Source organism: Novipirellula methanifontis, assembly GCF_052161655.1.
Lineage (GTDB): Bacteria > Planctomycetota > Planctomycetia > Pirellulales > Pirellulaceae > Novipirellula.
Genome location: NZ_CP197418.1, coordinates 4276401 through 4294027 on the forward strand (window position 1 = coordinate 4276401; position 17627 = coordinate 4294027).

At 53.3% G+C, this 17627-nt stretch carries 19 protein-coding genes; 2 read left to right on the forward strand and 17 right to left on the reverse strand.

All coding sequences use genetic code 11. From position 1 onward, the window contains the following. Positions 1–84 precede the first annotated feature (84 nt). From SH528x_RS15065 to SH528x_RS15085, 5 genes are all read right to left on the reverse strand, one after another. On the reverse strand, positions 85–948 hold the full coding sequence (locus tag SH528x_RS15065; protein ID WP_442511339.1) for a DUF6630 family protein: 864 nt from the start codon (positions 946–948) through the stop codon (positions 85–87). 137 nt (positions 949–1085) lie between these two features. Then, positions 1086–1490, reverse strand: a complete 405-nt coding sequence (locus SH528x_RS15070; RefSeq protein WP_442511340.1) for a hypothetical protein — start codon at positions 1488–1490, stop codon at positions 1086–1088. A 100-nt stretch (positions 1491–1590) separates the two neighbouring features. Beyond that, the gene (locus tag SH528x_RS15075) at positions 1591–2136 is read right to left on the reverse strand and encodes a hypothetical protein (RefSeq protein ID WP_442511341.1); all 546 of its coding nucleotides are present in this window, start codon (positions 2134–2136) and stop codon (positions 1591–1593) included. A gap of 262 nt (positions 2137–2398) precedes the next feature. Then, positions 2399–2644: a hypothetical protein gene (locus tag SH528x_RS15080; RefSeq protein WP_442511342.1), complete on the reverse strand. Its 246-nt coding sequence runs from the start codon at positions 2642–2644 to the stop codon at positions 2399–2401. A gap of 118 nt (positions 2645–2762) precedes the next feature. After that, positions 2763–3116: a hypothetical protein gene (locus SH528x_RS15085; RefSeq protein ID WP_442511343.1), complete on the reverse strand. Its 354-nt coding sequence runs from the start codon at positions 3114–3116 to the stop codon at positions 2763–2765. Between the two features lie 1400 nt (positions 3117–4516). Here SH528x_RS15085 and SH528x_RS15090 point away from each other — a divergent pair. Further along, the gene (locus tag SH528x_RS15090) at positions 4517–4792 is read left to right on the forward strand and encodes a hypothetical protein (RefSeq protein ID WP_442511344.1); all 276 of its coding nucleotides are present in this window, start codon (positions 4517–4519) and stop codon (positions 4790–4792) included. Between the two features lie 352 nt (positions 4793–5144). Here the strand turns inward: SH528x_RS15090 and SH528x_RS15095 are convergent, their stop codons facing one another. The 7 genes from SH528x_RS15095 to SH528x_RS15125 form a co-directional block, all read right to left on the reverse strand. After that, complete coding sequence (locus SH528x_RS15095; RefSeq protein ID WP_442511345.1) at positions 5145–5432, reverse strand: DUF4177 domain-containing protein; 288 nt, start codon at positions 5430–5432, stop codon at positions 5145–5147. 538 nt (positions 5433–5970) lie between these two features. After that, on the reverse strand, positions 5971–6558 hold the full coding sequence (locus SH528x_RS15100; RefSeq protein ID WP_442511346.1) for a hypothetical protein: 588 nt from the start codon (positions 6556–6558) through the stop codon (positions 5971–5973). After that, entirely contained in the window at positions 6539–7144 is a 606-nt protein-coding gene (locus SH528x_RS15105; protein WP_442511347.1) for a hypothetical protein, read from the reverse strand. Before SH528x_RS15105 ends, SH528x_RS15100 begins: the two co-directional genes overlap by 20 nt. Before the next feature lie 1328 nt (positions 7145–8472). Then, a complete protein-coding gene (locus tag SH528x_RS15110; protein WP_442511348.1) occupies positions 8473–8940 on the reverse strand; it encodes a hypothetical protein in 468 nt (155 codons plus the stop codon). Positions 8941–8972: 32 nt separating this feature from the next. After that, positions 8973–9095, reverse strand: a complete 123-nt coding sequence (locus SH528x_RS15115; RefSeq protein WP_442511349.1) for a hypothetical protein — start codon at positions 9093–9095, stop codon at positions 8973–8975. Positions 9096–9214: 119 nt separating this feature from the next. Next, positions 9215–10531 carry a group II intron reverse transcriptase/maturase gene (ltrA, locus tag SH528x_RS15120; RefSeq protein WP_442511350.1) on the reverse strand — a complete coding sequence of 439 codons (1317 nt, stop codon included), beginning with the start codon at positions 10529–10531 and terminating at the stop codon, positions 9215–9217. Between the two features lie 576 nt (positions 10532–11107). Then, positions 11108–11527: a hypothetical protein gene (locus SH528x_RS15125; RefSeq protein WP_442511351.1), complete on the reverse strand. Its 420-nt coding sequence runs from the start codon at positions 11525–11527 to the stop codon at positions 11108–11110. Between the two features lie 691 nt (positions 11528–12218). On the opposite strand from SH528x_RS15125, the gene ltrA (SH528x_RS15130) reads away from it, so the two are divergent. Further along, positions 12219–13622, forward strand: a complete 1404-nt coding sequence (ltrA, locus tag SH528x_RS15130; RefSeq protein WP_442510522.1) for a group II intron reverse transcriptase/maturase — start codon at positions 12219–12221, stop codon at positions 13620–13622. Between the two features lie 87 nt (positions 13623–13709). Here the strand turns inward: ltrA (SH528x_RS15130) and SH528x_RS15135 are convergent, their stop codons facing one another. The 5 genes from SH528x_RS15135 to SH528x_RS15155 form a co-directional block, all read right to left on the reverse strand. After that, complete coding sequence (locus SH528x_RS15135) at positions 13710–14177, reverse strand: hypothetical protein (protein WP_442511352.1); 468 nt, start codon at positions 14175–14177, stop codon at positions 13710–13712. Positions 14178–15235: 1058 nt separating this feature from the next. After that, positions 15236–15931 (reverse strand): hypothetical protein, encoded by a 696-nt coding sequence (locus SH528x_RS15140; RefSeq protein WP_442511353.1) that lies wholly within the window; start codon positions 15929–15931, stop codon positions 15236–15238. A 96-nt stretch (positions 15932–16027) separates the two neighbouring features. Beyond that, complete coding sequence (locus SH528x_RS15145) at positions 16028–16603, reverse strand: hypothetical protein (RefSeq protein WP_442511354.1); 576 nt, start codon at positions 16601–16603, stop codon at positions 16028–16030. A gap of 176 nt (positions 16604–16779) precedes the next feature. Continuing rightward, positions 16780–17127, reverse strand: coding sequence for a hypothetical protein (locus SH528x_RS15150; RefSeq protein WP_442511355.1), 348 nt, complete (start codon positions 17125–17127; stop codon positions 16780–16782). A 118-nt stretch (positions 17128–17245) separates the two neighbouring features. Then, positions 17246–17623, reverse strand: coding sequence for a hypothetical protein (locus SH528x_RS15155; protein WP_442511356.1), 378 nt, complete (start codon positions 17621–17623; stop codon positions 17246–17248). Positions 17624–17627: the final 4 nt, after the last annotated feature.

The window sequence follows — 17627 nt, forward strand, 5'->3', positions numbered from 1 at the left end:
CGTTCACTCGTCGATTCATCGCCGCCCTCCGTCTGGAGTGTGAGTCGCTCCGGTTCACGAGATGGTTTTGCGCTTTCCGGGACGCTAGTCGAACCTCTGAATTGTTGACGGCTCTTTTAGTGCGGATGCAATCAAAGATTCGAGAGTCGGTATTGTATCAGGTCCGACAAATATAAGGGCGTAGGAATCACTGCCAGTATCCAGCGAGACGAGCAACCGTTCAGAGCCCTTAACTTCGGCGTTAAGTTCACGAAACAGCTCTTCGATTTCGCCGTCGTAGTTTGCGTATATCTTCCACGGAATAGGCAATCCGTTAGCGGATCGAAGGCATTGCAGGCGTCCGACGATTGAGTCTGGGAATGCACGCCAGTCGACAACGGCGACAACATCATTTCGGTCGCTGAATTGCAAGAGTGAATGCCAATGGTCTGCGGCATTCTCTGGACCGGTCAGTGCGGATGCTAGCGACTCGTTCCAACGGTTCATCAGCGTGGTGTCGTTGTCGAACAGAATCGTTGCAAATTCTTCGAGTGGGGCGGGAACGGAAATCGCATTTCGTGTGGGTGTCCCAACCGGCCAGACATGACGGATCCTTTTTGCCGCGTCCTGTAATCGCGGGTTGTCGTAGTGATCCAACGCGTAATTCAATGCGTCGTTGATCGCAGCAGGATCAGCACCCAATGGCAATTCAGGTTCGTTGTCGTCGTCGGAATATGGATTTGCCGTAAACGACAGAAGTGCGTCCACAGCAGCCAAACAGTGAATTTTGTTTCCACGGATCCAGCGATCGAGATGTGCCCATCCAGGTTTCAGCTCATAAAGCAGCCGGCCCCATTCAGGGCCAATCGGTGACTCGATATGTTCTTCGAGCCAAGCGATTCCGGGCTCAGTTCCCAGAGCAACTAACGCGTTACGAGTATCGCCGTGTCCAAGGCGGAGTCGGCGCATTGAAGGCGGAAGCGTGAGTAGTTCATCAAGTAAAGTCACGGTGTCTTATCGCAGAACGCTGGGGATCAGCAGGCGTCGGGAGTCGGGTGTTTAACGACCGAAACGCACGGCCACCGACGCTCCGTTGAATCGCATGGCTATCCGTGATTTGGGAGCGTACGGACAGTGCGATACCACGTCTCAAAATACACAGCGAACCCATCAATCCACAATTGAAAACCCGAGATGAGGAAAACCATCGACGTTCGGATGTCAATTCTTGCGGACACGACGGTACGGTCGTTAGAACGACCGATATTAAACTCGATAGGAGTAGTGTAGGCCGCGTCTTTGCCAACTACACGTGTAGCTTCGTCGCCATCAATCATCACCGATTCGTAACCTAGACCACGACCGTTGTAGACAATGGATTCGCAAGGAGCCCCTTCGAGGACAATTTCTCGAAATGCTGGCCGACGTTTCACGCTGCGAACAAGGACGGAAGGATGCCACGAGTACAGATTGGCTGGACTAGCGTACGGATTCGGGTCTAATCGTGACACTCGTGAACCTTCATAGTTGTGTCGGATAACGGCGGACATCACCTAGATCGCGCGGTAGATGTTCCGTTTTCGAATGCCGGATTGCGAGCTTCGGTGCATGTCATGATTCTGCCTCGATTACTTCGCGTCCGCGCATCTGATGAGTACGTGGCAATCGACTGTACGTTGCACCGCCGATGATGCCAACGATCAAGGCGGACAGGCACACGGCAAGTCGAATGGCATTGTACCAACTTGGAATGTGCGATTGCAGATGCGAAGGAGCGTTTAGTTGCCTCGATACGTGCAGAGAATGCATGTGTCCATAGGGCGTGTGGTTCCAACTCGCTTGATATTCTTCATAGCGCCCGTACCCATATACGACAGGCTGCTGCCATTGAAATGGTGTTGCAGCCTTGTAGATCCACTGGGGCACGGGCCAGCTCGGATACTTGGCCGGCGTCTCGGCATAGAAGCCGAGCCAAAAGACAAGCCACGCCCAACCTGCGAGCGAAAACCCTAACGAAAAACGGCTTTGCTCGCTGAATGCGTACAGCGTTGTAGAGCCTAACCAGAATATGGTCGCAACGACGACCAACGTTCCGAACCAGAGGTTCGAGTAGATATAGGTGGTGCAGCATACCGCGACATATGCCAGTATGAGCAAGAGGCTGCGTAGCGACAGCCGCCATTGAGACGTTCGGTGAGGTTTAGAAGACAGCTGGCATCTCCGTTAAGCAGGACGTGATCGATCACCGAGCACGGCGATTGTGCTGACCGCTTGCGAACGCCGTGTGCCGTGCTTCGTGTGTATCGTATGGTTTTGGCTATGGCGGCCGGTATCGATCCAACATTCCGGGATCGTTGTGATCGCGTTCAGCATAGCAAACCATTCCTCGCCGCAAAAGATTTCCGGAGCGCGAACAAGGTTAGCCACGAATAGCACGAATCAACACGAATCCAAACCCGAGCAATCCGATTCGTGCAAATTTGTGTGATTCGTGGCCAACATCGACCACGCCGCTCACACCCATCGATTCGAGGGCAACGTTCCTATTGCCAGAACGTTCGCCATAACCGGGATCGCGCAATGGGGTATCCTCTTGCAATCGCACCATGGTGAGCGCCGGTTCATGGCGTGGTTCGCCTCGAGGCGGCGGCTTTACGTCAACCACCGCAATTGACGTTGATCAAAATCATATCAATCGCATCGACCGAATGATCTACTGCGCATCGGTCGCGGCGAGATTTTCGTTAATTATGAGAACGCTCGCTACCAGATAGAGAATGTTTCTAGACCATGGAGCGGATCAGCAGGATGATCGGTCCACCCACCACAGTGGCCGTTGCTATCAGGAATGTCACAACAGCGCGGCGCGTCTTGCGATTTCGCCATTGAAACGCGGAGTATGCGAAGCCGACGGAGCAGCAGATCATCAGGATCGTAACGAGCGGGACGTACAATGGAACTTTGCCGCCAGAATCCCGCAGGACAACATAGTTCGTGTAAGCCGAGTAAATCGTAGCGACCGCTAACAACACGGCGATGATCGCCGTCAACCAGAAAGCCATGGTAAATGGAACACGGTATCGGTCAACAAACGCGTCCCCCAAGTCCGAAGGCGGTGAGTAGGGGTTCTCGGTCATAGCTGGCAGTTAGTTCCGAATTGTGTCGGCGAACGTTACGGATAACCGAGTTCCGGCGTTTGACGTTGTGATGGTTTAGTAAAGATAGACCGGAACTTCGGTTTAACCGATGGTTCCTCGTTTTCTTCGCATCGGGTCGCCCAGGACCGTCCCAGACAATCGATCCCAGTCTACCACACCCCAATTAGTACGGTCTAGCGTGAAGCGATTCCACACTGTTTCGACAGCGCAACATTGGCGTTCATTCGCGGGATTCGCGAGCAGTCAGTCGCGCGTCTTTGTTGCCCGCGAAGCGCACGAATGAACGACGCTTTTGAGCCGCGGTAGCGGCGGCCGCACTTAGCCCCACGCGTGAGTGTGGGGTGTCGGACGCCTGGATAACGCAAAGCCGCGGTAGCGGCGACAGCGATCGATGCCAATACAGGGTGAACGACGCTGCGAAATGCCTGAGTCCAACCCCAGGCTCTCGATGTAAGCGGATGAGTTGCCTCGGTTAGAGCATAAAGCCCGTTGCGGATCGAACACTGGCGATAAAATCATTTTGGTAGGAACATGGAGGTAAGAAGATTGGACACTCAACGACCGCCGGCAAATCCGTTCTTAGTCACAAGAACAAAGCAGAAACTTATTTGCAGAATGATGTGGGGCAGAATGATAAAACAGTGCGCACCAAATCACTCTGCCATTCAATCGACCACGCAAGAATTTGCGACAGCGACTTGACGCTTGTTTCAACAAGGAACGCTGGAAAACTAGCGCAGGTTCCATCACGTATGAAGACCGTTTGAAACGCCAAACACGATTGTCATCAAGTCATGATCGCCAGTCGGATAACGGCGGTGATCGGCGGAGACGGGCGAACGACTTGCAAGCAGACGACCCGCCCTCCGTTGCATCACAGGGTTCTTCGGGAATCCAATCGGCAACAGTCGGCCGATCGTCGCTACTCGCTTAGTTATCCGACGTTCACCGAATCGTTGGTTTGCTGTTTTGCTCTAGTTGCGCTGACCTGCAAAATATCTGGCGAGCTCAAGAAGATCGACGCGTCTGTCTCGGTCCTGATCTGCTTGACTGAAAATCGATTTTGACAGTTGCCCCGATTTGGGCGTCTCGAATAGTTCATCGATTTCTATAAACTTGCTTCGATTCGTATCATGGCGAAATAGCATGTCTTTGGCGTGCTGGTAATCGTCCTTACTGAACCCAAGCTGTTTGCGATTCTCGGAAACGACCTTCTCGACTTCCTGGATTGAGATAATGTTGTCGGAATACTGCGTCACAATCATTTTTAACGCTACTCTCTAGCTGACAGCCGAAGTGTCGCTACATGTGGTGCCCAAATCAAAATTCCTCCATTGGCAAACGGTTGAGGTCACCCAGTCACGGCGAAGGATTTTCAATTGTCAAAACGGCTGGCTCCGCGACGTGGGGGCATCGCATTGTTCCCCGCGGCGCTAGGCTTCGGACGCGTTGAGTCCCATTCTGTTCGCGAGCGGTCCAATCACCGAAATGATCTTGATTCGCGAAGCCATAGTAACATTTACGACTATGTGTTGCGGATTCCGCTCGATAACAAAGGGACGATCCTCTTCTGGTTCCGGGAACGCAGCGCCGATAGCGTCCAAGAGTGGTTGTTGAGGAAATGGCTCAGTCAAGGCGTCGCCGGCATCGTGTAGGATCGCCTCCGCAGCCTGACCAACCTTGATCTTCCGTTTGTGGCGGGATGCTGGATCAGCTAGATCCGAGTTCCACTTCCAGATTACGAGATTCGCAGTCATGTCGATGTGTCAGTTTGGGATGGCAGCAGAAATCTGCATGGACGAATGTGCGGGTAGGGAGGGCTTTGACGCATCGGCATGACGATGGTGTCGCAAACAGAGTGCTTCAATCCGGCGAGCGGTAAGGATCACGTGGTCGCCGCGAACGACTGACCACTTCAATAAGTTCAACTCGGCGACTCACGTGCATCCGCTGGTTCGCCAATTTTCACAGGTAGTCCGGCCTGCTGCATTGCCTAATAGCCAAAGTCTATCGTTTAATCCGTTTTAAAATGACATGCCCGTGAGTATTGTCTTTCCGTACGTCACTAAGCGTGCCCGCGCATTCCCAGCCTTCCATTCCAAGTTCGTTGAGCTTGGGTTGGAGCTTGTAACTCTGGATAAATCCGTTGTCCGTCGGGGCCTTGATTACTTTGTACTCCCACTGGACAAACTCCTCTTGTACATCAACTGCGTTTTGGGCACGAACAGAGTCCATGGCCATGGGAATCGCAAAAAACGCAAGCAAGCAGATGCCACATATGACGGTTAACTTCATTGATTTAATTCTTATAGAGGTTGTGTTCATGGAGTGGGTAACGGGAGCGATGTGCGGGCGGCGAACGGTGACGGACCACTTTGCAAAAACGATGCCGCCGCTCCGTCACCATCGCATGGTTCCTCGGTTTGCTGTAGTGGGACGTCGCTAACCACGACGGTTGACGTTGATCCAATCATAGCGAGCGCAACAACCGCCGGCAAATCCGTTTGTAGCCGCAAAAACAAAGAAGAAATTTGTTGGCAAAATGATGTGAGGCAAAATGATAAATCAGCTCGCGTCAATCATTTTGCCAATCGATCGACCGCGGGGGCATTTGCGACAGTGAGTTGACGCTTGCCTCAACAAGAAACGCTGGAAAACTAGCGGCGGTTCCATCACGCATGCAGGCCGTTTGAATCGCTGGCACGGTTGCCATCAAGTCATCATCGCCAGTCGGGGAACGTCTGAAAACACGCGGTTGCGGCCGTTAATCTCAAAATCAGGAATCGCGTAATCCGCAACTCGCGTGCATTTCTTGGTTCGCCGTCATCTGGTTTTACGGAACGTCAGTGCGGTGACCGCCGTTCGGTGGAAATTGGTCTCTTACGACTTCGGCGTAACCGAAGGTGGACAGTCCCGCCAGAAGTGAGGATGTAGCAACGAGCGAAGCAAGAATCGCAGCTTTCGACAGTTCGATGTGAATCAAGAGCGGTAAGTGCATTGCGACAGTTCCGATTACAGATGTCAGCAAGGCAATGGGCATTGATGTCGAGATTGGAACCGGTGGTACGCGATCACGAGCTTGAAGAATGCATGCAACGGTGAAGACAGCGATGAAGAAGATCGGAAGACCAAGAAACAGACTGTGGATAACGATGCCGCCAATGCCCATCGCGACATGCGACCCAAAAAGCGTTGCGAGATACAGCGTCAGTGCAAATGGGAGATTCAGGCAACCGCGGACGGCCGACTGTTGTTCAGTCTCTTGCATAGTAGACGTCAAAAAGCGTTTGCGGCATTTACGTCGGATAACGTCAGTGGTCACCGAGTCGGAACGGTGGATGTTGTGTTGGCCGAGCAAAGGGGCAAGTCCGACGTCGGTGCAGTACATGGTTTCCTGCTCGCTACGGTAGTTCGCCGGCATGTTCAGGTGCCGGTCGCGGATCAGGTTGTAAGGCTGAGAAATCAGCCAGCAGTGTATCATTTCCATCTAATCGCGCGTACAGACAATGCCCGCGAGAGAAAACGGTACGACCTCCGTGATCAATCCCCGACCAATCGGAGTCGGGCACGATATCGCCGCGAGGGTGGAGCGGGGTATCGGCATCCACTACTTGTAGACCATGCAGTGGGAACTCCTCGTGCGGTGAATCGAGAACGCCCCGCAATGCCAACGTTCGATTGGTGATGAATCTACCGCCGCCGCCATAGGTAGTGCCCTGCGGCCATAAGGTCAACGCTTGCAGAAAAGGTACGCGGCTAATCGCGGTCCACGCGTCTGTAAACGAAGTGTGGAAATGTGAACCCTTGAACACAAAGTAAATGAGAAGATTGCCATCCGGTGAAAGATCACATTTGTCTTCGTAAATGCGTCCCTTGATCCATGAACCGTGAGTGAACGCGTCAGTCTGCGTATCCCATTGGATGATGTGGTACCACCGCGAAGGACCGCGGCGAAAAATCACTGCCGTTGGGGCGCCAGTCGCTTGGATTACGAACAGATGTGCCATGTCAGCGAACGGTAGACATCGCGGGGAACGGAGAGTTGATCATCCATAGCAAAAACGTCGCAATCCGTGCTCCCGTGCACGGCATGGTTCAAGTAAGCCGCTATCGCGTCGGGGGTACTTTCTCTTGGTCGAGGATTTGCATTCGCTTCGAGTCGACGAGCGAATTATTCTAGGCATTATAGCGGGTTCTGTAGCACAGCATGGACACCCAAGTCTGGATCACCCGAGGGGCAGGCTCACTGCAATTCCAATGAACTTTATTCTGGAATTCGGCGGCCCCTGCAAACGGGCACCCCCAACCGCGTTGAACTGCTAGCTGTGCTACTGAGTTCAACACCAGACGAACCACTAATTTCCTTGGAAATACTTGAACTTCGACCCGGCTTCGAGCGAAAATGATCGTTCGTAGCTCCGCGGAAAGTCTACACCGAAGGGGAGACCGATCGAGGAGTGACTCGGCAAATAACGACGAAACGGATAGATTCAATAGGCCCCGAGACGCCAAAAGTCAAAAGCTCAATAATGCAAAACCCGTACCATATCTTGGCAGCCGAGACCAACTGACACGTCACGAGCGTTACAGTTCCACCGGGCTTCTTGAACAAAGGCCTTGAGCTTCGGCTAGTCTCCCGAGCCACTCTGGTTCACAGAACGTTAACCATTTAACGAGATTCAGGCTCAACCTCCGCCCAACGCGAAGTCAAAGCCTTACTGGTTATTCGCTGCTTTGGCTCGGTGTTCATATGAGGTATGACGATGTGCGATTTCTGGCAGCGTTTCAAAATCCGCGGGCATTGCAAATCAGGAAGTATGCTAACACACCAAGGAAGAAGACCGGAATGGCAAGCGGGGCAAATACAGTTCCCCAACACGCAAACGCTTGGCCTCTTGCTGAGTCGACATAGGTCGCCATCCATGAAAGGAGGGAAATCGGGACTAGGATGACGATCGGGCCGACGAAAGAAACGATCCCAAGTCCTGCAAGCCCGAGTGGCTTGAGTTCGCCTGCCGGTGGAGCCATGGTAGCAATATGCGTACAGAGTGAAACCGTCTGCACGACCACGAGAACGGTGAACAGTAAAGAGAGTAGGAGCGCAGCAAAGCCGAACCCCGTTCCAGCGTGTTGACGCCAGGACGAAGGTTCGTCGCCGTGAGAGGATGCTAGGTATGGGTTAGTGCTGCTCATCGCTCGGAAGCACAGATAAAGGTCTTAATCTCAATCGAATAACGACCGGCATCACCGGGCGGGGAGAGTGAAGTTGTCCATTTCAAGTTCGGCTGCAAGACCCGCTCCGTGTGAATGCCATGGTTATCCGCGTCCCACGAGTTCAGAAGAGCGATACCGCATCACCATCAATAATCTGACCGTCAGCGTTAAAGGTAACCGTGAGGCAGTGTTCGTGCAGGTCTGGTGAGTCGCCACCAGTAACTAGAAAGAGCTCATCTTCGTAGTCGTTACCGGATAGCATGAAAACGATAGAGTACGGAACTGCAAGGATCTTTCGAAGTCTTGCTGCAGAAAGCTGAGGCGGATCATCTTCTCCACAGTCAAGAAACCCATTTAGCAGGTCCAGTAGTTCGACGGCCGCGTGTTCACGAAATGCCTTGAAGTACCGAACACGTTGACGCCATACCTGCTCGGCCAGCGGAAGTAGCCGCTCGATTGCGTCGTCCGTTTCACAGAAGAATCGAGTGTCGATCTCCTTGCCCTTGTGGTCCATCTTCACGGAATAGGAACGATCACTTGCGTGGCATTTGAGTTTGCCGAAGACTGTCGAGGACACATTTCGTTTCATTTGGAGGCGTGTTTTCTTCAGTTCGGATAACGTCAGCCGTAACCGGGCGGCGACGAAAGATTGTCAATTGTGAATTCGCCCGACTTCGCCGCTCCGGGCGAGTAGAACGGAGTCTCTCGGATGTTAGGATACGCTTTGTGTTCACGGTTTGCCACAGATTTCTCCTTGTGGTGTCACAATATTTGATCCTTGTCCAATTGATCACCGAACCCTCTCAGAACCGGACTGGCGCCGTTAACGCATCCGGCTCCCAGCCGACACCTCTCACCTGGCATCACTTCGCACTCCCCATCGCGATCAAGTCCGTGATCTGTCCCGGATTCGGCAACGGGTGTCGCTCGAGATAAAGGCCGTAAGCTTCCCAACTGAGGTTTCGCCCTTTCTGACTGCGACGACGCATCCAACGAAGACCTAACTTTCGTGCCGCCTCTCGGAACTTCATCAGCATCTCCCAATTGTCATTGACATTGTAGTACTGAAAGTGTCCCTGGAGTTTGCGGACCAACGTTGGCCAGACCTCGTTGTGCGGCGTCGTCAACTTGGAACGGAACCAGTCTTTGAGCTCGCGGATTTTCGATCGAAACTTCTTTGCCGATGTTCTCCGTTTCAGTTTGAACTTTCCTGCGCGGCTTGTGCCGCAGTAATGCATGAAGCCAAGGAAGTCGAATGCGCCCGGAGCCCCTTCACCCAATCGCTGGCAATCGCGACTGGCAAAACGGCCGAAACGGAGCAACTTCGTCTTCTCCTCAGCTAACTCTAACGAATACCGACCAAGACGTTTGGTCAACACCTCACGAAAACGCAACGCGTCCGATTCTCGCTCGAACGTGCAGATGAAATCGTCCGCAAAGCGGATGATCGAGGACTCGCCTTTAAGACGAGGCTTCACCTGCTGCTCGAACCACTCGTCCAGCACGTAGTGCAAGTACACATTGGCTAGCAGTGGAGAAAGAACCGAACCTTGCGCGACGCCTTCCGTGGTGGCGTAACGTTTGTCTTGAATCATCACTCCGGCGTGCAGAAACTTGGTGATCAGACGCAGCATACGAGAGTCTTCGATGCGTCTCCCGAGCAGCTCTTGGAGCTTCCCAAAATCAACGTGGTCAAAGAACCCTTTAATGTCCGCGTCGAGCACCCAGTTGACTCGCCGGCGTGTGATCGTCTGGCCCAGATCGGCCAGTGCTTGGTGGCAGCTTCGCTTGGGACGGTAACCGTACGAGGTATCATGAAAATCCTCCTCGTAGATGCGTTCCAAGATCATCACGATCGCCCGCTGGACGATCTTTTCTTCCACACAAGCAATTCCTAAAGGTCGCGTTTTACCGTCTCCTTTGGGAATCTCTCGGCGTAAACTCGGCTGAGGACGATAGCTGCCACGATGGATTCGATCTTCGAGATCTTGCAAGTTGCCTTGCAAATTCTCTTCGTAATCGTCCACCGTGACACCGTCGGTCCCCGGTGCTTTGTCTCGCTTGAGTCGTCGGAACGCGTAGAACAGCAGTTCAGTATTGAGCAACGAAAAGAGGTTGCTAAACGTCGCTGATGCGTCGCCTTTCGCTCTCGTGGTGATGCGATCCAGTCGATCAGACACCGGCGTTCCACTTCTGTGAGTGGCAGGTGGTCGGCTGGAATCGCGTGTCGGCCTGACCGCCTTCCCTCGTTCGGAATTACCCGAAGTCAACGGTACTATGCAGTCATCCGATTTCCAAAGAGTCATTTGCCTCTGTTGCCTTTTCGGCTTCGCGGGCATACTCGATTTGTCATGATTGGAGTTCATAGTCAGATCAAGAATCTTTGGGCGTCACTGGTTGCCTTGAAAACATAGTGTGTAGCGCGAGTGGATCTTCGACTCCGGGACTCTCGCTGTCGCTCGCCAAGACGCGACCGCGAGTTTCGCCTTCCAGCATGAACAGACCTTGGGCAGTATCCAACAGGAAACCATAATTTCGGAGCTCAATCTCGTTCAGGGTTCGGCAGCCAGCCGATACCTTTCACCCTCACTACCTTTCTGCTTACGCTTCAACCAACCACTTCAGCTCATGATGCTTATAGGTTGGCTGCAAAACTCGATACTGAGCCTGTGGCTAACAGTTACTCAGGCGGGATTCACACCCGCTAGTCTTCAAGACCTTGCCAGTCCGCACGTTCACGCGATGGTTATCCGCGATTATGAATTGGAGGGAACGCTGACCGCAACCGTTAACTCAGGAAACGCCGTTTGCATCTTCACCCGGTCATCCTCGGCAGCTTCGGTCAGTGGAGGTGGTGGCGATCCAATCGGCACGCCGCTGAAGTCGGGACCAATCGTAATGTGTTCCAGATTGGGGAAGTATTTTAGCATGCTAATCATTGTGCCATTGGCGGACCCCTCGAACAGATATACGCCAGTGACGTCAATCGGACGTAGCTTTCCATCGGTTCCAAACGTCGTCGCCGTCATTGATTGCACGTTTCCGTGCAGGGTCACGTAGTCAACAGCGTCTTGGCCCAGCTTCTCACGAGGAATGCTTGCAGCGTATCGAGTCAAGGGATAGAGACAGAGTGCAATCAAAAATGCGAAGAGTAGAATAGCAGTTCGAGTCTTCATTGGCGTGTGTCGTTAGGGTGTCGATCGGGCACGGTCAGTCGGATAACGGTACGCATCAGCGGGCCGGGACGGTTGATGCACCATTTGTGAAAGCTTGCAAGCCCGGCTCCGTTGCAGTACGCCCAGCATGGGCGTGATCTTGTGGGGTGCAAGTCCCCTGTACTTAGTTCCGGTTTCTTTCGAGGAGTCAGTATACCAAATGAAATTCTAACGAAAGAACAGTACGAGGCGAGGGCAACTGCGGGGAGGTGACGATCCGTGGGAAGGCAGCCTGCGAATGTGACCGTAAATCTGGCTAGCCGCCGAGAACAGCTTCGATCGGGCAATAACCGAATCGGACGAGCTTCAAAGCTAAAACCGTCGTCAGACACATTCACGCCAAGACCCGCCAGGCTACGAACAGAAACCCGATAGGAGGCCGACGTCTACAGGTGAGCAGGCTGCTGACTGCGAAACCGAACCGGAAGAGTGAGCGCAGGTAGATCGGGAGCTTGGGCGGGGACAGATCACGAAAACCCTTATCTGGGGAGAACTCCAGGCGTACCCGTGAGTAGGGCTTGCCCGAAAGGCGGGGCGGAATGCGGTAACGCATGACGTGCCTGGAGAATGCAGCAGAAGTTGTAGTACCGATCCGCCAATTCCAATGGCGACGGGAAGAACCGAACGTCAACAGTCAAGGAACGAACCACCGATGACCTCAGAGAATCCGAACGCAGAGCAACTCGTCTTCGACTTTGTCGTAGTGGATGACGCTGCGCCAAACATCCCGACGGATGATTCGGCTCTGGCGGCCATCGAGAAGTCAGCCTTGGGCGATGATGCTCACAATCTGATGGAAGCAATTGTCGATGAAGTCAACATGGAAATGGCTTGGGCAAGAGTGAAGGCCAACCGTGGAGCCCCTGGGCCCGACGGAATAACGGTCGACGACTTTCCCGAGTGGTTTGCGCCGCGTTGGCAAAACATTCGTCGACAACTACTCGATGGCACCTATCGTCCGGACCCTGTCCGGCGGGTGGCCATCCTCAAGCCCGATGGCGGCACGAGAGAGCTCGGAATTCCAAACTTGCTCGAACGCGTCATCCAAACCGCCATTGTGTTAGTCCTCACGCCGATCTTCGATCCGGGATTCTCTGAATCAAGTTTCGGTTATCGACCTTATCGCTCGGCGCAAGATGCAGCCAAGCAGGTGCAGAAGATCATTCGCAGCGGTCGACGCCGATGCGTCGATATGGATCTGTCGAAATTCTTTGACCGAGTCCAGCACGACGTGTTAATGGCACGCGTGAGCCGCAAGGTTCACGACAAGCGACTGCTCAAACTGATCGGACGATACCTGCGAGCCGGAGTGATGATCGATGGGTTATGTCAACCTAGCGAAGAAGGAACGATGCAAGGAGGTCCGTTGTCACCACTCCTTTCCAACATCTATTTGGATGATCTGGACAAGGAACTGGAGCGGCGTGGATTGCCTTTCGTGCGGTATGCGGACGACTTCGTGATCTTCACCAAGTCGGATGTTGCTGCGCATCGTGTTTACGCGAGCGTTGAGCGATTTCTGACGCTGACGTTGAAACTGCAAGTCAATCACGACAAGAGCAGCGTCTGTAAGACGCAAGAGCTTGAGTACGTGGGCTACGAATTCCGTGGCTTTGGCGGACAGTTTCGCGTGAGTCGAAAGAAGCTCGACGCATTCAAACGGCGCGTCTCGGAGATCTTTCGTAGAAACCGAGGTGTGTCGATGAAGAAGCGTTTCGCGGAGTTCCGTTCTTATGCAATTGGTTGGCTTGGGTATTTTCAGTTAGATCAAGTCAAGACAACTTTCAGTACGCTCGACAAGTGGCTTCGGCGACGGGTTCGGGCATGCTACTGGAAGCAGTGGAAGAAGTCGAACACTCGGCTTCGCAACCTGATATCCTTGGGCTTGTCGTACCGGGACGCCCGTCCGTTCGCGTTTAGCGGCAAAGGCCCGTGGCGTCTATCCAAGACGTCGGGAGTCCAGCGTGCGTTATCGAACGAGCACCTGAAAAGTGAAGGCTTACTGAGTCTATTAGAGCGTTGGCAACAGCTTGCATCCTCGCGGCGAATCGCCTAGTGCGGACCCGCATGCTAGGTGATGTGGGAGGGGCCCCGGAGCAATCCGGGCCCCTATCCCGATTGCGATGGTTCTACCTTGCTTGCCCTATTCGTCAAGAGTGTCGCTGTACTCGCTCCATAGTTTCGGGTTCTCTGTCTCAAAGCCCTCGAACAGGAAGTCAAGCCAATCGTCCGCACTTTCTTCTGCTGAATCAGCGTTTAGAACGACCGGCCCATAGATCGCGAAACCCTTTGGGTGACTTGTCGCGCGGTAAGGTATTCCGACCACGAAGGGTATCCATTCGCTACTCGCCGTGGCAGTGCGAACAATGATTGCATCGCACTTCGATCCGTCCGTGAACGTAACTATTCCGTGATGAACGAAGGAGGAGCATTCGGCATTGCTGATGTTGCCCTCAAAGTGGTTCAAAAGTGCTTCGGGGTCTTTGGAACATATGAACTCCGGATTTCCATCATGTAATTCACAGAGCGTCACCCAGAGTTCCTCTGCATTTAGGATACTGGACAACTCGCGTGCTGCGAGCATACCGGCGTATAGTAGGGGCGTGCGCATTTTGATGGTAGAACGGCAGGGTTGACCGGGGCCGAGCGAAAGATAAACCACTGTAGCAAAGACGTTTTCGAGGCCTCCGCGTCCAACCCATTGTTCCCCGCTATGTCAACGTCAGCCAACTATTTCTCCGGTGGCGCTAACGCTGCCACTGCAAAAAGTATAGCGATGAAATTTGCGAATACGAAGATGTTTTGACGCCGCTGGTGATCAGGCCATAGTTTCGGGGCGATAAAAACAGCTGTGGCCAACCCAGCGAAAAACGGGACGAATATGCCAGCATACAAATAAAAATATGAACCGTACCAAGCAAGCAACTGAAAACAAACGCCTGAGATCAATGACGCAATCGCCGTCGGGGTTAGTCCGAAAACTACATTGCGGAAAAAATCGATCACGTTGTATCTTGTTCGGTCTTGGTCGTTTGGTAGGTACGTCAGTCGGGGAACGTCCGCGATCACCCGGCACGAACGGAAGGGCAACCACTTGTGAAAATGTTTTTGAGTGCTCGGCGTGCATCGCATGGTTCGCCGCAATTTGCAGCTGTGAAACGCCCACTACGAGATTTGTTGTCAGCAAAATCATGTCAAGCGAATAGAACGCGATCAAATCGCGAAGAACAAACATCTAGCGTGAACGATGTCGTCGTTCGCGTATCATCAGTGCGATCCCGGCGACACAGGAAATGGCAGCGGGTATTTGAGTCAGGCTTTCCGAACCAGGAACGACCATTCCACTACCGATCATGCCAAGAGAGAACAGGAGAATGCCCGGGACGTATGATCCGCGCCGCAGTGTCGACGAGTCTACGGTGTCACCTTGGGGTTGCGCGATCGTTGGGCGATATGGATTGCTAAATGTCACTTGTTTGCTAGCGTGAACCAATGGCTTGGCGCAAAAGTCCGCTCTGCGATGGGAGACCGTGGATGCACTTAAACCGTAGCGGTTTGCGTTTCTGTCGGCGAACGGTAGGGTTCAGCGGGGCCGCGCGAGCGAGTCGCCGCTTCAAAAACGTCAACTCGCGGCCTCCGTTGCAACCCATGGTTATCGCAATTCGATATTTACGGAGCGTCCGCCGAATCAGGAACAAGCACCAGTCTCAAGCCGGTGTATTCATCAATCCCATCGTCCCCGGTCGCAAGTGTTGGGCTTGCGTAGTAGGTAAATGTTGAGTGTTGGTGAATAGGTGGAGACCCTGTCATTACGAAACTCTCCAAATCAAACGACGGGTCATACGTATCCCCGGCAGCTTTCGCGGTTGGCATCTCCGTTTTGACTGCAAACTCCCAATTTTCGCCTGCCATGTCTTCAATCCTATCGGCAAGGTTCTTGCTTCTGCGCTCATGAACCAGGTAGTAAGCATATCGCCATTCGGCGACCGTCGGCAGACGGTAAGCAAAGGAAGGGTCGTTGGCAGAAATGGCATGTGCCAGCCTTACCGCCTCAACCCAAGATGCAATTGTTTGCGACGGATGGATGTCTTGATCGAGGTCAACGCTACGATCGTTTGGAAATGCAGCAGCGAACTCCAGTCGAGACAGCTCCGATCGTTGCAAGTAAAACGCCGCAATCGGTTGGAAATCAATATCGCGGGATTCGCAATGCGTCTTCCAGTCTTCGCCCGAAGCCGGAATCAGTATGAACTCCATTTGCCACTGATTCGTGACCATCAGTGAACGGCCACTCTCGGGGGCTTCGCCGACATGCCGAGAGCATCCCGAAAGAAGCAAGACGAGGGTTAGCAGCTTAGTTGGCATTCTCATTGACAGCGATAACGGTACGCATCAGCGGGCCGGGACGGTTGATGTTCCACTCGTGAAACCCCGCAAACCCGGCTCCGTTGGATGCGATGGTTATCCGTTTAGTGCATCCCAGTCAGAGTCGAACACATCGCCGATCGTCTGCAATAGGTTGAGCAGCAGATTCAGCCGATCTTGAAGGCGTGGGATATTGATATTGGTAACACCTGGTAGCGATGTGAGACCCTTCCGGTCCGTAGGGTATCGGAAATTGGTCGATGTAGCGTCGAAGTCAACCAGATCGCCAAGGATGTCTTCAATTTCAGCTATGCGTGGATAGTCGGGATCGTTTGCAAAGCGTTTGATTACGTCGGGTTTCAGTTGAGCCCAAAGCTTGCTGAGGTCATGGCCGGACGGAGGAAGCTTTACCGTTCGGTAAATTGCGTTTGCACGAAAACAGGCGATCTTCAGTCGGAGTTCGACCGCGTGACGAAAATTGAACGCGATTGGATAGATCAGGCTATCGAGGAAGTGTGATTGCTCTTGGGCTTTGTATGCGAGTACATTCGCAGCTTCGGTGAAGCCGTCAGCGACCATCGGCCAGTCGAATCCACAATAGTGGATGCAGGCGTCGTGTTCCCAGTCGCCATCGACGTTTGACGACGCGAACGTCGCGTTCTCGCGATTCATGTTTGTGTTCATGGCAGGTCGACACAGGAACTAGCGTGATGGTTCAGTCGGATAACGGTAGCGATGTGCGGGCGGCGAGAGTGAACTTGCAAGCAAACGGGCGATTGTGCCGCCGCTCCGTCACCATCGCATGGTTATCGCATTTTGAGCGCACCACCATTCGCGGTACGCGTTGGTTAGGGGAAGCGTGACCATGCCGTCCATTGTACAGCAGAGAGCAGAATCACGATTGGAATATTCAAAAGCAGCCAGCGCCGCCGACGTGGCCAGTAGAGAAGCAATCCAGCCGCAATAACGGAAAGGGTGGTTGTGATTAATTTCATGGGAAGAAATGTTCCCGCTGGAGGTGAACGAAATCCCGCCGGAGCCGAACGCAACTGCGACACCGGAATTGCCGGCAGGAGCAGTATCAGGAACACCACCCAAGCTGCGGCAACCCACACTGGCCAAAACGAACGTAGAGTTTCCTCTTCTCGCGTCTGGCTATTTGCACTGCGTGTCGGTTCGTATGGGTTGGTTTCCATTGGAGTAAGCAATCCGATTGCGATAACGGAACGGTTCACCTCGCACGGGCGAACGACGTTGTGATGGCCTATTTTCTCACCACCCGTGCTGTGGTGCAACCGATGGTTCGCCGTTCCGTCATTTGCTGGGGAGGTTTCGGATTTCCCACTCAGCATCACGGACAACATAGTCTATGTCAGTGTAGTAGCGGTCCCCGCGTTCAACCCGACCGATTACATGAATCGTGTCACCATCTTCAGGCCAGCTAAATTGCCCTGTCTTGCGAGTCTCCATCAATACGGGAGATCCGCTCAGCAGGATGACCTGTCCTGGTTTTGAATGACCGACGAAAGTGGCGTTGAATTTGACGCGATTTCCGATGTGTGGTGCGAGTGATCTATAGGATTCGATTGGTGTCGGGTAGCTGACATAAGACGCAACGCAAAACAACACCACAACCGTAGTCGCGATCGCCCCGGCTAGGAAAGCACGTTGTTGATCGGTAGGCCAAGTCATGAGC

What these genes read in the sequence shown, in the direction of transcription:
- SH528x_RS15065 (WP_442511339.1), bottom strand. Translation starts at nt 948, where the DNA reads ATGCGCCGACTCCGCCTTGGACACGGCGATACTCGTAACGCGTTAGTT.
- SH528x_RS15085 (WP_442511343.1), bottom strand. Translation starts at nt 3,116, where the DNA reads ATGACCGAGAACCCCTACTCACCGCCTTCGGACTTGGGGGACGCGTTT.
- SH528x_RS15095 (WP_442511345.1), bottom strand. Translation starts at nt 5,432, where the DNA reads ATGAAGTTAACCGTCATATGTGGCATCTGCTTGCTTGCGTTTTTTGCG.
- SH528x_RS15100 (WP_442511346.1), bottom strand. Translation starts at nt 6,558, where the DNA reads ATGCCGGCGAACTACCGTAGCGAGCAGGAAACCATGTACTGCACCGAC.
- SH528x_RS15105 (WP_442511347.1), bottom strand. Translation starts at nt 7,144, where the DNA reads ATGGCACATCTGTTCGTAATCCAAGCGACTGGCGCCCCAACGGCAGTG.
- SH528x_RS15110 (WP_442511348.1), bottom strand. Translation starts at nt 8,940, where the DNA reads ATGAAACGAAATGTGTCCTCGACAGTCTTCGGCAAACTCAAATGCCAC.
- SH528x_RS15125 (WP_442511351.1), bottom strand. Translation starts at nt 11,527, where the DNA reads ATGAAGACTCGAACTGCTATTCTACTCTTCGCATTTTTGATTGCACTC.
- ltrA (WP_442510522.1), top strand. Translation starts at nt 12,219, where the DNA reads ATGACCTCAGAGAATCCGAACGCAGAGCAACTCGTCTTCGACTTTGTC.
- SH528x_RS15135 (WP_442511352.1), bottom strand. Translation starts at nt 14,177, where the DNA reads ATGCGCACGCCCCTACTATACGCCGGTATGCTCGCAGCACGCGAGTTG.
- SH528x_RS15140 (WP_442511353.1), bottom strand. Translation starts at nt 15,931, where the DNA reads ATGCCAACTAAGCTGCTAACCCTCGTCTTGCTTCTTTCGGGATGCTCT.
- SH528x_RS15145 (WP_442511354.1), bottom strand. Translation starts at nt 16,603, where the DNA reads ATGAATCGCGAGAACGCGACGTTCGCGTCGTCAAACGTCGATGGCGAC.
- SH528x_RS15150 (WP_442511355.1), bottom strand. Translation starts at nt 17,127, where the DNA reads ATGGAAACCAACCCATACGAACCGACACGCAGTGCAAATAGCCAGACG.
- SH528x_RS15155 (WP_442511356.1), bottom strand. Translation starts at nt 17,623, where the DNA reads ATGACTTGGCCTACCGATCAACAACGTGCTTTCCTAGCCGGGGCGATC.